14 protein-coding genes are annotated in these 14,228 nt (G+C 67.2%); 6 read left to right on the plus strand and 8 right to left on the minus strand.

All coding sequences use genetic code 11. From position 1 onward, the window contains the following. Positions 1–67 precede the first annotated feature (67 nt). Positions 68–1,228, plus strand: coding sequence for a glutamine-hydrolyzing carbamoyl-phosphate synthase small subunit (carA, locus tag FM111_RS05970; protein WP_087139940.1), 1,161 nt, complete (start codon positions 68–70; stop codon positions 1,226–1,228). Then, the gene (locus FM111_RS05975) at positions 1,229–2,194 is read left to right on the plus strand and encodes a hypothetical protein (protein ID WP_087139941.1); all 966 of its coding nucleotides are present in this window, start codon (positions 1,229–1,231) and stop codon (positions 2,192–2,194) included. A gap of 6 nt (positions 2,195–2,200) precedes the next feature. Here the strand turns inward: FM111_RS05975 and FM111_RS05980 are convergent, their stop codons facing one another. Beyond that, on the minus strand, positions 2,201–2,464 hold the full coding sequence (locus tag FM111_RS05980; protein WP_087139942.1) for a hypothetical protein: 264 nt from the start codon (positions 2,462–2,464) through the stop codon (positions 2,201–2,203). 186 nt (positions 2,465–2,650) lie between these two features. Then, complete coding sequence (locus FM111_RS05985) at positions 2,651–3,823, minus strand: patatin-like phospholipase family protein (protein WP_087139943.1); 1,173 nt, start codon at positions 3,821–3,823, stop codon at positions 2,651–2,653. A 173-nt stretch (positions 3,824–3,996) separates the two neighbouring features. Here FM111_RS05985 and dnaG point away from each other — a divergent pair, with 173 nt between their 5' ends. After that, positions 3,997–5,877, plus strand: a complete 1,881-nt coding sequence (dnaG, locus tag FM111_RS05990) for a DNA primase (protein ID WP_087139944.1) — start codon at positions 3,997–3,999, stop codon at positions 5,875–5,877. 75 nt (positions 5,878–5,952) lie between these two features. Continuing rightward, positions 5,953–7,875, plus strand: coding sequence for an RNA polymerase sigma factor RpoD (gene rpoD / locus FM111_RS05995; RefSeq protein WP_087139945.1), 1,923 nt, complete (start codon positions 5,953–5,955; stop codon positions 7,873–7,875). A gap of 190 nt (positions 7,876–8,065) precedes the next feature. On the opposite strand, the gene FM111_RS06000 is transcribed toward rpoD, so the two are convergent. The 4 genes from FM111_RS06000 to FM111_RS06015 form a co-directional block, all read right to left on the minus strand. Continuing rightward, entirely contained in the window at positions 8,066–8,419 is a 354-nt protein-coding gene (locus FM111_RS06000; protein ID WP_087139946.1) for a DUF1428 domain-containing protein, read from the minus strand. Between the two features lie 126 nt (positions 8,420–8,545). Next, a complete protein-coding gene (locus FM111_RS06005) occupies positions 8,546–9,043 on the minus strand; it encodes a VOC family protein (RefSeq protein ID WP_087139947.1) in 498 nt (165 codons plus the stop codon). Beyond that, complete coding sequence (locus FM111_RS06010; protein ID WP_087139948.1) at positions 9,040–9,516, minus strand: SRPBCC family protein; 477 nt, start codon at positions 9,514–9,516, stop codon at positions 9,040–9,042. The genes FM111_RS06005 and FM111_RS06010 overlap by 4 nt, the downstream gene beginning before the upstream one ends. Positions 9,517–9,519: 3 nt before the next feature. Further along, positions 9,520–9,963 carry a VOC family protein gene (locus tag FM111_RS06015; RefSeq protein ID WP_087139949.1) on the minus strand — a complete coding sequence of 148 codons (444 nt, stop codon included), beginning with the start codon at positions 9,961–9,963 and terminating at the stop codon, positions 9,520–9,522. 93 nt (positions 9,964–10,056) lie between these two features. Between FM111_RS06015 and FM111_RS06020 the strand changes: the two genes are divergently transcribed. Beyond that, positions 10,057–10,746, plus strand: coding sequence for a winged helix-turn-helix transcriptional regulator (locus FM111_RS06020; protein WP_087139950.1), 690 nt, complete (start codon positions 10,057–10,059; stop codon positions 10,744–10,746). 3 nt (positions 10,747–10,749) lie between these two features. Here FM111_RS06020 and FM111_RS06025 read toward each other — a convergent pair whose 3' ends face one another. Together FM111_RS06025 and FM111_RS06030 are read right to left on the minus strand one after the other, a co-directional pair. Beyond that, positions 10,750–10,962: a hypothetical protein gene (locus FM111_RS06025; RefSeq protein ID WP_087139951.1), complete on the minus strand. Its 213-nt coding sequence runs from the start codon at positions 10,960–10,962 to the stop codon at positions 10,750–10,752. A gap of 98 nt (positions 10,963–11,060) precedes the next feature. Beyond that, positions 11,061–11,921, minus strand: coding sequence for a restriction endonuclease (locus FM111_RS06030; protein WP_179205033.1), 861 nt, complete (start codon positions 11,919–11,921; stop codon positions 11,061–11,063). A 168-nt stretch (positions 11,922–12,089) separates the two neighbouring features. On the opposite strand from FM111_RS06030, the gene FM111_RS06035 reads away from it, so the two are divergent. Continuing rightward, positions 12,090–14,087 (plus strand): DEAD/DEAH box helicase, encoded by a 1,998-nt coding sequence (locus FM111_RS06035; RefSeq protein ID WP_087139952.1) that lies wholly within the window; start codon positions 12,090–12,092, stop codon positions 14,085–14,087. Positions 14,088–14,228 lie beyond the last annotated feature (141 nt).

Consider the following 14,228-nt stretch of genomic DNA (forward strand, 5'->3'; position numbering starts at 1 on the left):
GGCCCCTTCATCTCTTTAGCGACCCCGCCGTTTGTCCGCCCGTATTCACTGCTAGGAGCCCTGCGCCATGACGACTCAAATCCTGTCCGGCGCCACTGGCGTCCTCGTGCTCGCAGATGGAACGGTCCTGTCGGGGATCGGCGTCGGCGCGACCGGCTCGGCCATCGGCGAGGTGGTCTTCAATACCTCGATGACGGGCTATCAGGAGATCCTGACCGACCCGTCGTACATGAGCCAGATCCTTGCCTTCACCTTCCCGCACATCGGCAATGTCGGCGTGAACCTGGAAGACGTCGAGCAGATCGGCGAGGCGCCCGAGCGCGCCGCGCGCGGCGTCATCCTGCGCGACGTGCCGACCGATCCGGCCAACTGGCGCGCCACGGGCGGGCTGGACGCCTGGATGAAGTCGCGCGGCGTCATCGGCCTGGCCGGCGTCGACACCCGCGCCCTGACCCAGCTGATCCGCGAGAAGGGCGCCCCGCACGCCGTCATCGCCCATGACCCCGAAGGCAAGTTCGACCTGGAGGCCCTGACGGCCCAGGCGCGCGACTGGAAGGGCCTGGTCGGCCTGGACCTGGCCAAGGACGCCTCGACCACCCAGGCCTTTGAATGGACCGAGGGCGCCTGGGAATGGCCGATCGGCTACGCCAAGCCCGAGGCTGGCGACCAGTCGGTGGTGGTCATCGATTATGGCGTGAAGCGCAATATCCTGCGCGCCCTGGCCTCGACCGGCGTGAAGATCACCGTGGTCCCCGCTTCGACCACGGCCGAGGATATCCTGGCCCGCAATCCCGACGGCGTGGTCTTGTCGAACGGTCCGGGGGATCCGGCGGCGACGGGCGAATACGCCGTGCCCGAGATCAGGAAGCTGTTGGACAGCGGCAAGCCCCTGATGGGCATCTGCCTGGGCCACCAGATGCTGGCCATCGCGCTCGGCGCCAAGACGCTGAAGATGGAGCAGGGCCACCACGGCGCCAACCACCCGGTCAAGGACCTGACCACGGGCAAGGTCGAGATCGTGTCGATGAACCACGAGTTCTCGGTCGACCGCGACAGCCTGCCCGAGGCTGTGGTTGAAACCCATGTGTCGCTTTTCGATGGTACGAATTGCGGGATTGCGCTGAAGGATAAACCCGTGTTCAGCGTGCAGCATCACCCGGAGGCCTCGTCGGGTCCGACCGACAGCCTCTATCTGTTCAAGCGTTTCGTGGATTCCATGAGGGCGTAAATGGGGGCTCCCGCAGCGAGGTCCGCTTATCTCGGCTGGGTTTCTGCTGCGATCGCAGGGGAGAGGGGGGCCTCTCCGGCTATTGCGGCGGCCGAGCATGATCTGATCCTGGGCTACGCCACAGGATATGAGGCCGCCGACGTGGCGGTCTTCGTGCGCTCGTTGCGCGCGGTCTATGCTGGTCCCGTGGTGCTGGTGACGGATCAGGAGCCTGCGCTCCTGGCCTTCCTGGCCGAACACGACGTGGAGTCCGTGCCGCCCGCGTGCCTGTGCAACGGCGCCTGGCGGCCGCATGCGGTGATGCAGCGCTTCGCCGCCTTCGACATTCTGATGAGCGAGCGGCCCTGGGCGCGCAGCGTCCTGCTGACGGATGTGCGCGACGTGGTCTTCCAGGCGCCGCCGTTCGACCCGCCGCCCGCCAAGCCCGAGTTCTACGTCGAGTATGACGGCGGGCTGAAGGGCCACGCCTTCAACATGAAATACCTGCGCGGCGTCGGCGGCGAGGACGTGGCGCGCGCCCTGGCGGACAAGCCGTGCGTCTGTGTCGGCACCGTCATGGGGCCGCGCGAGAGCATGATCCGCTTCTGCCGCACCCTGCTGATGCTGGCGGCCATTCCCCGTTCCGAGATCGGCGGCGCCTTCGGAGCGGATCAGGCGGCCTGCAACATCGCCCTGCATCTGGGGCTGGTCGAGGGCGAGGCGGCGGCCAACTACGGTCGCATCGCCACCGTCGGCCTGACGCCGAGCGAGGGCCTGTCCCTGGCGGACGGTCGGATCGTGAACCCGGATGGCGGGACCAGCGCGATCGTGCACCAGTATGACCGCCATCCGACCCTGATGGCCGCCATGCACGAACGCTGGGGCCAGGGCTTCGAGGTGCGCGAGCGGCGCCGGGGCAAGAGCCTGTCCGAGCGCGGCCGCAAGCTGAAGGACTCGCTGGCGCGGCGTCTGCCCGAACTGCGCTGAGCCTGCTCAGGGCAGGGGCGCGGCCTCGGCGCGGCGCAAGGCGGCGGCCTTGCCGATGGCGATGACGGCGGCGTGCAGCCAGTAGTCGGCGTCCTCGCTGCGCTTCTCCTGCCGACGCAGCCAGCCGCGTTGGCGCCGCAGGGCGGCGTTGGCCAGCAGGCGGGCGTGCAGGGCGCGGGGCTTGAGCAAGGGAACAGCGGGAGAGCCGGGGACGGCGACGGCGTCGGGGCCTTGGGGCTCCACCGCCGGGCGGGCGATGGCGATGAACATGGGACGAGGACCGTTGAACTACGGCGCCGGACGCGGTCCGCGGCGGCGGCGTCATGGCGGTCCCTGCTTCTCAGGGGCCGATCGAAGAATCCACAGGTCTGTGGATAGTTCCGGCGTTATCTGAGAAAATATTGTTCATATTCAGATGCTTATCGCCGCATTGCGGCCCATATGGTTAATCAACCCTTAAGGTGACGAAACGGCGCGCGGCGGCTGCGGCGCGGCGGGGTCGACGCGCGTGTCAAAGGCGCGGCCGGACAGGGCCTGAGCTTCGCCGGCCTGGAACAGGCTGGTCATGTGGGCCTGGGTGAAGTCCAGGGTGTTGGCCTCGACCTCATCGGGAATGGCGGCGACCGACAGGGTCATGTTGTGACGGTGCGCGAACTGGGTGACGGCCGTCAGGTCCGAACGCTGCAACGCCTTCATCATGGTGTCGAAGCTGCGCGCGGCGATGCTGACCGCCGAGATGCGCGCCACCTCGAAGCGCGGGTCCCACTGGCCGTTGACGACGATCCAGACGCGGGCGTTGCTGAGGGGGCGGTTTGACGGGGTGTCGAGCAGTAGCGCCTGCGGCACGACCAGGAAGCTGGACACCGTGCCGCCGTCGACGTGCAGCTCCTGAATGCGGCGGCCCTGATGCTCGACGTCCAGCAGGACAGGCGGGAAGGCGCCGGGGATGCTGGCTGAGGCGATCAGCACATTGACGAACAGCAGGCGCGAGGCCGGATCGTCCTGCTGGGCGATGGCGCCCATGTCCCAGACGACCTGGGTCTGGGTGTCCAGGCTGGTGGTCGAGACATAGAGGCGACGGCCCTTGCGGTGCTCTTCGGCGATGGCCGTCAGCAGCTCGGGCGAGATGTTGTTCAGCACCAGATTGGTCAGGGGCTCGGGCTTGAACACGCCGGGCAGCATCAGGGCGTAGAGACCACGCGATTTCAGCAGCTGGTCGGTCTGGCCGCTGGTGTAGGCGTGCTCCAGCGCGGGGTCGAACCGCCGGCCCGCAAAGACGAAGGGCGCGATCAGGGCGCCGGTCGAGACGCCGGTGACCACTTCGAACTGGGGCCGGTTTCCGGCCTGACTCCAGCCGACCATGACGCCTGCGCCATAGGCCCCGTTGGCCCCGCCCCCTGACAGGGCCAGGATGTCGAAAGTCCCGTCCCTGGCGGCGTTCTGCGTATTGATCGTCTCGTGCACGAAGCGGGCGCGCTCTTCCTCCGTCTGGAAGTCGTAGCGCCAGGGCGGGCTGGCGGCGGCCAGGTCGGCGGCGTCGAAGGCCGGGCGCGGAATCGTCTGGCAGGCGCCCAGCGCCAGGAAGGCGGCGGGCAGCAACATCAGAACGAGCAGACGAAGTTGGCGCATGATCGCAAGGGCTCCGGCAAGGCTGGGATGACTTAAAGCCCAGTCGTGCGACAGAAGGAAGTCAGGCGGTTGTCCCCGGACTTATCCCCAGGCGGCGTTTTGGCCGGGGGCCGTCGCGGCGGCGGGCGGGCGAGGGCTGGCCTTTGCACGCCATCGGACGGCATAGGTCAGGCGTGCGATTTGACGAACGGTTCATCGAGGAGCTGAAGGCCCGCCTTCGGCCGTCCGACATCATCGGGCGGACGGTGAAGCTCAAGCGTCAGGGACGCGAGTTCGTCGGCCTCAGCCCCTTCTCGAAGGAGAAGTCGCCCAGCTTCTTCGTCAATGACGACAAGGGCTTCTTCCACGACTTCAGCTCGGGCAAGCACGGCGACGTCATCAGCTTCCTGCAGGAGACGGAGCGTCTCAGCTTCGTCGAGGCGGTTAGCCGACTGGCGGGCGAGGCCGGGATGCAGCTGCCCGCCGAAGACCCCCAGGCCGCCGAGCGCGAGCAGAAGCGTCAGGGTCTGGCCGACTGGATGGACCTGTCCCAGAAATGGTTCGCGGCCAATCTGCGCCGCAGCGTTGGCAAGGCGGCGCGTGAATATCTGGAAAAGCGCGGCCTGCCCGAGGATCAGTGGGAGCGCTTCGGCCTGGGCTATGCGCCCAACGACCGCGAGGGGCTGAAGCAGGCGCTGGTCCAGCGCGGGGCGCGGCCGGGCGATCTGGTCGAGGCCGGGATGCTGATCGCGCCGGAAGGCGGGGGGCAGCCCTATGACCGCTTCCGCGACCGGCTGATGTTCCCGATCCTGGATGCGCGCGGGCGTATCGTCAGCTTCGGCGGCCGGGCGATGAACCCGGACGACCGGGCCAAATATCTGAACGGGCCGGAGACCTCGCTGTTTCACAAGGGGGCGACCCTTTACGGCCTGCCGGAAGCGCGGCGGATCATGGGCGCCGAGAGCCGGGGCGAGCAGGGCATCATCGTCGTCGAAGGCTATATGGACGTCATCGCCTGCCACCGGGCGGGCCTGCCTGCGGTCGCGCCGATGGGCACGGCCCTGACCGAAGAGCAGATGGAGCGGCTGTGGCGGGTCTCGTCCGAGCCGGTGCTGAGCTTCGACGGCGACGCGGCGGGCCTGCGCGCCGCCTATCGCTCGATCGAGCGGGCGCTGCCGCTGCTGAAGCCGGGCAAGTCCTTTCGCTTCGCCCTGCTGGAGGGCGGGCAGGATCCGGACGACATCCTGCGCGATCGCGGGGCGCCGGCCCTGCGTCAGGCCATGGCTGATACGCGGCCCTTCGCCGAGGTGCTGTTCCGCCGCGAGGTCGAGGCCGAGCCGCTGGATACGCCCGAGCGCAAGGCGGGGCTGAAGGGGCGGCTGCGTCAGGCGGCCAACGCCGTGCAGGACAAGGATCTGGCCGAACAGTACCGGCGCGACCTGTTCGACCGCTTCGACGCCCTGTTCCCGCGCCAGCAACAGCAGCGGCCGCCGCAACAGGGTGGACGGCCGGGGCCGGGCGGGCGCTGGCGTGGTCCGCCGCCCTTGCAGGGGCAGACGGCCGAGGGCGCCCAGGCCATGCAGGCGCTGTTCCGTTCGGTCGAGCCGATCGCCGCCGCCCTGGCCCACGGCGCCATCGACGACCCGGAGCGGCTGGACGATCATATGGAGGCGGTGGCGCGCTACGGTTTCGGCGATCCGGCCCTGGACGGACTGGCCCAGGAGCTGGTTCGACTGCGTTTCTCGGGCCGGACCCTTGACTCTGCCGCCCTGCGCCGCCATCTGGCCCAATCGGGTCATGATGCCTTGATGCACGAGGTCGAGAAGGCGGCGGCGAAGTCCGGCGCGCCATTCCTGGCTGCAGACAAGCCCCTCGGCGAGGCGAGGACCCGGTGGTCGCAAGCGTTCGACGCTCTGACCCGCGCAGCGGCGTTGGACGAGGCGCTGGCTTCAGCAAAGTCGGAGGCTCATCGGGCCTTCGATAACTCGGCTTTCGCTTTGGTGAAGGCCGAGCGCGATGCCCTGCGGCGAGCCATCAAGACCGGAACGATTTGGGAAGACTCGGCTTCTTCGTAACCAACGAAGTCGTCGGGCGTTGTATTTTCGCCGCAGGGGCCTGATCACCCCCCGCCGGCCGTGGAGACAGACTGAATGAGCGCGCAGACCGAGACGCAGGACGCCGAAACCAACGCCGACGGGCCCCTGCTCGATCTCACCGACGCTGGGGTGAAGAAATTCATCCGTCAGGCGAAGACGCGCGGCTATGTGACGATGGAGGAGCTGAACAAGGTCCTGCCGTCCGAAGAAGTCACGCCGGACCAGATCGAAGACATCCTGGCCATGCTGTCGGAGATGGGCGTCAACGTCGTCGAAGCCGAAGAGGACGCCGCCGAGGCGACCGGCACCGACGTGGCCGCCGCCGCCGAGACCTCGGTCGCCGAAGCCCCGGCCAAGGCCGCCTATGACCGCACCGATGACCCCGTGCGGATGTATCTGCGCGAAATGGGTACGGTCGAGCTGCTGAGCCGCGAGGGCGAAATCGCCATCGCCAAGCGCATCGAGGCCGGCCGCGACGCCATGATCTCGGGCCTGTGCGAAAGCGCCCTGACCTTCGAGGCCATCATGGTCTGGCGCGAGGAGCTGGCCAACAACCGCATCCTGCTGCGCGAAGTGATCGACCTGGACGCCACCTACGGCATCCTGAATCCCTCGTCCCTGCCGCACAACCAGCCGGCTCCGGCCCAGCCGACCGGCGAGCCGGACGGCGACGGCGAAGAAGATGACGAGGACGATTTCGACGACGGCGGCGCCATGTCGATCTCGGCCCTGGAGGCCGAGCTGCGCGACGGCGTCATGGAGGTGCTGGACGCCATCGCCGTCGACTTCAGCGAGTTCCGCAAGCTGCAGGACAAGCTGGTCGAGGCGCGCCTGAAGGGCGACGTCCTGACGGCCAAGGATCAGAAGACCTATGAATCCCTGACGGCGTCCATCTCGGACCGCCTGAAGACGATGAAGCTGAACAACGCCCGCATCGAGGCGCTGGTCGAGCAGTTGTACGCCATCAACAAGCGCCTGATCGGTCAGGAAGGCCGACTGCTGCGTCTGGCCGACGGCTACGGCATTTCGCGGCCCGAGTTCCTCAAGGCCTACTTCGGCTCGGAAATGGACCCGAACTGGGCTGAGCGCATCAAGGAGATGGGCGTCCGCTGGACCAAGTTCAGCGAGAACGAATCCGTCCAGATCGACGCGATCCGCACCCATATCGCCGCCGTCGCCACCGAGGCGGGCGTGCCGATCGACGACTATCGCCGCATCGTCCAGATGGTGCAGAAGGGCGAGCGCGAGGCCCGTCAGGCGAAGAAGGAGATGGTCGAGGCCAACCTGCGCCTGGTGATCTCCATCGCCAAGAAATACACCAACCGCGGCCTGCAGTTCCTGGACCTGATCCAGGAGGGCAACATCGGCCTGATGAAGGCGGTCGACAAGTTCGAGTATCGCCGCGGCTACAAGTTCTCGACCTACGCCACCTGGTGGATTCGTCAGGCGATCACCCGCTCGATCGCCGACCAGGCCCGCACCATCCGCATCCCGGTGCACATGATCGAGACGATCAACAAGATCGTCCGCACCCAGCGCCAGATGCTGCACGAGATCGGCCGCGAAGCGACCCCGGAAGAGCTGGCCGAACGCCTGGCCATGCCGCTGGAGAAGGTCCGCAAGGTCCTGAAGATCGCCAAGGAGCCGATCTCGCTGGAAACCCCCATCGGCGACGAGGAAGACAGCCACCTGGGCGACTTCATCGAGGACAAGAATGCGATCCTGCCGATCGACGCCGCCATCCAGTCGAACCTGCGCGAAACAACGACCCGCGTGCTGGCTTCGCTGACCCCGCGTGAGGAGCGCGTCCTGCGGATGCGCTTCGGCATCGGCATGAACACCGACCACACCCTGGAAGAGGTCGGCCAGCAGTTCTCGGTCACGCGCGAACGCATCCGTCAGATCGAGGCCAAGGCCCTGCGCAAGCTGAAGCACCCCTCGCGGTCGCGGAAGCTGCGGAGCTTCCTGGACAGCTGATCCGGGGACGATGATTGGAAAAGGGCGGCTCCGACCGGGCCGCCCTTTTTTTGTTTCTCCTCCCCATGAAATGGGGAGGTGGATCGGCGGCGTAGCCGTCGAGACGGAGGGGCCGCTGGCTTCCGCTGTCGCAAAGCCCCTCCACCACTTCGTGGTCCCCCTCCCCACGATGTGGGGAGGAGAGCCTCGCTTACTGCGTCTCGTTGAAGACGGTTTCGAAGCCGCCCCACATCATGCGCTTGCCGTCGAAGGGCATGTCCATGTTCGCCATGGCGGGGTCGTCCTGCATCTTGGCCCAGGCGTCGTCTGCGGTCTTCTTGTCGGGCCAGATCAGCCAGGAAAAGACGACGGCCTCGCCGTCCTCCAGCTTCACCGCCATGGGGAAGCTGGTGACCTTGCCGTCGGGCACGTCCACACCCCAGTTCTCGATCTGGGCGGTGGCGCCGTAGCCCTTGAACAGGGGCCAGGATTGGCGCGCGGACTCGATGTAGCGCTCCTTGTTCTCGTTTTTCACGGGGGTCAGGAAGCCGGTGATGTAGGCCATTTTCGTTTCTCCTCGGGGTTTGGCCCCTATCGCTCGCCGCGCGGCGGCTCGCTGGGGCGGGGGGGATGGTCGGGGCAGGCTTGGACGGCGTCTTGGTCGAAAGCGACAGGTGAGACGGCTTAGCTTTTAGGCCTGCCCGATCCTGTCAGCAGCGGCCTCGATGGCGGCGATGTCGATCTTGTGCATCGTCATCATCGCCTCGAAGGCGGCCTTGGCGCGGGCCGGGTTGGGGTCGTCGTAGAAGGCCATCAGGCGGCGCGGCGTGATCTGCCAGTTCACGCCCCAGCGGTCCTTGCACCAGCCGCAGGCGCTCTCGGCCCCGCCGTTTCCGACGATGGCGTCCCACAGACGGTCGGTCTCGGCCTGGTCGTCGGTCATGATCATGAAGGACACGGCTTCGGTCTGGGGGAAGTTCGGACCGCCGTTCAGGCCGACGTAGCGCTGCCCGGCCAGGGTGAACTCGACCACCAGTTCGGACCCGGCCGGGCTGGACGGATTGTCGGCGGGGCTGGCGACGACGCGGTCGATGCGGCTGTCGGGAAGGCCCAGCGAGACGTAGAATTCGGCCGCCTTCTTCGCCTGGCCGAGGTCGTACCAGATACAGGGAATGATCTTGTCGCTCATGACGCGTTCTCCTGCGGGGTGAGGTTTTCGGCGACCTGGGCCAGCTGGTCGGTGGCGGCGCCCCAGCCCGGTTCGAAACCCATGTCGCGGTGGGCTTGCATGGCCTTTTCGTCCCAGTGGCGGGCGCGGGCGGTGTAGCGCGTGCCGTCGCCCTCCGACTCGAAGGTGTCGATGCGGACGAAGTTCATCTCGCCCGGCTGCGGGATCCAGCCTTCGGTGAAGGCGCCGGTCGTCACCAGGCGGCGGCCGGGCTCCACCTCCAGCACCACGCCGCGATACTCATGCCGTTCGCCTTCGGGCGACTGCATGACGACATCGGCGCGCCCGCCGGGGCGCAGGTCGTGGTCGACCGACACCGTGCTCCACGGGCGCGGGGTGAACCACTCGGTCGCGTGCCGGGTCCAGGCCCGCCACACCGTTTCGGGCGAGGCCTTGATGAAGCGGCTGACGCTGAGTTCGTACAGCGCGCTCACGGCTCAGCCTCCGCCGACCTGTGAGGCGAAGCCTTTCGGCCCCTGGGCGGCGGCTTCCGGGTCCATCCACATGACCTCCCAGATGTGGCCGTCGGGATCGGCGTAGCTGCGGCCGTACATGAAGCCGTAGTCCTGCTTGACGTTGGGATCGGCCTGGCCGCCGGCGGCGGCGGCGCGATCGACCACGGCGTCGACGCCCTCGCGGCTGTCCTCCGACACGCAGATCAGCACCTGGGCCGTCTTCTTGGCGTCGGGGATGGCGCGGTCAGTGAAGCTGGAGAACTTCTCATGCGTCAGCAGCATGGCGTGGATGGTGTCGGAAAAGACCATGCAGGCCGCCGTCTCGTCCGAGAACATCGGGTTCATGCTCGCCCCGATCGCCTCATAGAAGGCCACGGAGCGCGGCAGGTCGGCGACCGGCAGGTTGATGAAGATCAGCTTGGGCATCGGCGGTGGTCCTCCCTTGCGCGGCCCTCCCTCCCCGGACGGCCTGCCCTATGATGTTGGTCGTTCTGCGCCTTGATGTTATGTTAGTCAACTATGAAGTTAGAAAAAGTAACTAAGAAGTCCGAATCCCGATCCCGGCGTTATCACGACGCCTGCGGGGCGGCGCACGGGCTGGACCTGGTGGGCGAACGGTGGGCCTTGCTGGTCATCAGAGAACTCATGATGGGGCCGCGGCGTTTCAGCGACCTGCGAAAAGACCTGTGCGGCCTGTCGGCCAATGTGTTGACGCAGCGGCTGGAGGGGCTGGAGGCCTCGGGCGTCGTTCAGCGCCGCAAGCTGCCGCCGCCCGCCTCGGTTCAGGTCTATGAGCTGACCGACTGGGGCTATGAGATCGAGCCGGTCTTCATGGTGCTGGGCCGCTGGGCTGCGCGCTCGCCCCAGCACGACCCGACGCTGCCGATCAGCGCCGTCTCCATCATGCAGTCGTTCAAGACCATGTTCGACGCAGGTCGCGCACAGGACGCCGAGATGCGGCTGGGCTTTGCATTGGATGAGGACAGGATGGTCGTAAGCGTGGCCGACGGCGTCATCGACGCCCTGCGCGGCGAGGTCGAAGGCTGTGATGTCTTGGTGCGCGCTCCGGCTCAGGTCGTGGCCGCCGCCGTCTATGGCAAGGTTCCGCTGGAGGCGCTGGAAGGCGAGGGGGCGATGACGATCGAGGGCGACCGGGCGACGTTCGAGCGGTTCGTCGACTTCTTCCACCTGCCGGAGAAGGCGGGGTAGGGCCTAGACCAGAATATCCAGCAGGGTTCCCGTCATCTGATCCGCCGTACGAGCCACGGCGGCGTTGGCCGAGAAGTCGCTCTTGGCGCGGATCTGCTCGACCGCCTCGACGGCGTAATCGTCCATACGGCCCGAGGCGACGCGGCGGGCGCTGTCTTCCAGCCGGGCCGAGGCGGCCTGCATCCCGGCGGCGGCGGTGCTGAGCGGCGAGATCATGGACGATCCTTCGGCGGACGGAGGTCTGAACCCGGCCAGCATCGCCTCTGCGTGGTCAACGCCCGATCAACGGACGTGGTGAACGGCGGTCGATTCTTCTAGATGGCGCTGAAAGCCGAGGCGTCGACTGTGACTTCCTCGACCATACGGACAGAGACGCCAAGACCGCGCTCCTTCAGCAAGTCGCAAAGCGTGTCGCCGTCTACCAAATCGATTGCGGGAGCGCCGTCTCGGGTGGCCTCTCTTCGAGCTTCGCTTGTGAATGTGCCTGTCGTGATGATCAGGCCCTTGTCTGCGCGCCCGACCATGGCGCCTCTGAAGTCGCGGACCGTCGATGCGCCGACTGATCCCTGCCAGCGTTTGCACTGAAAGATCACCTGAAACGACAGCAGGTTCATGCGCAGGACGCCGGTCCCGTCTATGCCGCCGTCGCCGGTTTTGCCGGTCACCTCGACACGGGTGAAGCCGGATTCACGCAAAAGACGTTGGCAAAGCCGTTCGAACGCGGAGGGGTCAAGCTGGAGCAAAACGGAAAGAAGTTGGTCCTTCCAGTCTTCCTGCGCGGCTTCCTGCAGCACCTGTGGCGGGTCGAGTTTTTCCGTGACAGCGTTGGCGCGTTGCGCGGCGTAGGCTTTCTGCACCTGTTTGGGGATGGCTGCGATTTCGGACGCCGTCATGGCGGCCCCTGTTGGCGTGAGGCTCCAGACGCCTCTTTGGCTATTGGTTACAGCCCCGCCCAGCTTAAGCCAGCTTCGTGCGAAACCAAGGCGTTGGTCGACGACCAACTGGTTCCATTTGCCGTGCCTGAGATTCAGAATTTCGTCGGAAAGGCCCATGTGCTCGGAAATGTCTTCAAGCATTTCGGCATTGGTCAGCGACCGCCCATGGGCCTTCAGCCGATCAACAATCGGCTGCATGAAGGCTTCAAAAGGAGGCGCATCCGAAAGCGACGGCGTCATCTTCAAGTATTTGGCGATTGTTGATTTTTGAAACGCCTAGATCGATTCGGCCCCACCCCGGCCCTTATTCGTGTATAGGGAGCGCCTTCCCCGACGCCCGGCAGGCTGCGACGCCTCGCCGGGCGCGGCCGTTTGACGGTCGCCTCGCATTTGAACTCCAGGCCTTTCATGCCCTTTCCCGCGATCCATCCCGCGCTTGACCGCGCCCTGCTGAACAAGGGCTACCTTGAACCCACCCCGGTTCAGGCCGCAGTCCTGGAAGGCCATGGCGAGGCGGACCTGCTGGTTTCGGCCCAGACCGGCTCGGGCAAGACGGTGGCGTTCGGTCTGGCGGCGGCGCCGACCCTGCTGGGCGAGGACGAGCGGTTCGGCCAGGCGGATACGCCGCTGATGCTGGCCATCGCGCCCACGCGCGAACTGGCGCTGCAGGTCGCAGCCGAGCTGGAATGGCTCTACGCCGAAGCGGGCGCCAAGATCGTCACCTGCGTCGGCGGCATGGACGCCCGCAAGGAAGCCCGCGCCCTGAACCACGGCGCCCACGTCGTGGTCGGCACGCCGGGCCGTCTGAAGGACCACATCGATCGCGGAGCGCTGGACCTGTCGGCCGCCCGCGTCGTCGTGCTGGATGAAGCCGACGAGATGCTGGACATGGGCTTCCGCGAGGACCTGGAATACATTCTGGACCAGGCGCCGGAAGAGCGCCGCACCCTGCTGTTCTCGGCCACCATCGCCCGCGACATCGCGATCATGGCCAAGCGCTATCAGAAGGACGCGGTGCGTATCGACACCGTCGACCGCAGCCAACCGCACAACGACATCGAATACCGCGCCATGCGCATCGCGCCGAACGAGATTGAGCGCGCCGTGGTCAACGTCCTGCGCTACTTCGAGGCGCCGGGCGTGCTGGTCTTCTGCTCGACGCGGGATTCCGTGCGTCACCTGCAGGCCTCGCTGGTCGAGCGGGGCTTCGCCTCGGTGTCGCTGTCGGGCGAGATGGGCCAGCGCGAGCGTAATGAGGCGCTGCAGGCGCTGCGGGATCGCCGCGCCCGCGTCTGCGTCGCCACCGACGTGGCCGCGCGCGGTCTGGACCTGCCCGATCTGGGGCTGGTGATCCACGCCGAACTGCCGATCAACAAGGCGACCATGCTGCACCGTTCGGGCCGCACCGGGCGTGCGGGCAAGAAGGGCGTCTCGGTCCTGCTGGTCCCGCACAGCCGCCGCCGCAAGGCCGAGATGCTGCTGGGCTCGGCCGGGGTCGAGGCCGTCTGGTCCGGCGCGCCGACCCCCGATGAAATCCGCGCCCAGGACGAACAGCGCCTGCTGGCCGCGCCGGTCTTCGCCGAAGAGGGCGCGGACGAGGATGCGGGTCTGGTCGAGAAGCTGGTCAAGGAGCGCACGCCGGACGATCTGGCCCGCGCCCTGCTGGTGCTGCTGCGCAAGAACCTGCCGGCGCCGGAAGATCTGACCGATCCGGGCGAAGGTCCGCAGCGCAAGCCGCGCCGCGAACGCGATGCGGCGGGCGGCGACGACTACGCCCCCGCGCCCTGGCCGGGCGACCGCCTGCAGCCGGACGAAGTCACCTGGTTCCGTCTGGACATCGGCCGCAACCGCAACGCCGACCCCAAATGGCTGATCCCGCTGATCTGCCGCATCGGCGGCGTGACCAAGCAGCAGATCGGCTCGATCCGCACCTTCCCCGAAGAGACGCGCTTCGAGATCGCCCTGAGCCACGCCGACGCCTTCCGCGCCGCCGCCGCCCAGAGCAAGGAAGAGGCTCGCATCACCCCGTCCGAGGCGCCGACGCCCGGCTCGATGAAGGGCGCGCGCAACCGTAACTTTGAGCGCGATGGCGAGGCCCGCCCCTTCGCCAAGAAGCCCTTCCGCCGCGACGAGGACGGTCAGGCCCGCCCGCCGTTCAAGAAGAAGCCGTGGAGCCCGGAGGGCGACGCGGGCCGCAGCGCGGACGGCGAGCGTCCCTTCAAGAAGAAGCCCTATGCGCCTCGCACCGATGCGGCGCCTGCTGAAGGCGGCTTCAGCAAGAAGCCGGGCTTCAAGGACAAGGGCGACAAGAAGCCCTTCACGCCCAAGGCCGGCTTCAAGGGCAAGCCGGACTTCAAGGTGGGGGGCAAGCCTTTCGCCAAGGGCCCGAAGGGCAAGCGGGCTTAAACACCCGCTCATCCCCGCGGAGGCGGGGACCCAGTAAGGGCTTCACGCTCATGATCCGCATGTGTCCGCGCGCTTCCGGCCAAAGCACTGGGTCCCCGCCTCCGCGGGGATGAGCAGTGTGGTCGAGGCGAGCGACTTGCC

The sequence above is a fragment of the Brevundimonas diminuta 3F5N genome (assembly GCF_900163625.1).
GTDB lineage: Bacteria > Pseudomonadota > Alphaproteobacteria > Caulobacterales > Caulobacteraceae > Brevundimonas > Brevundimonas diminuta_A.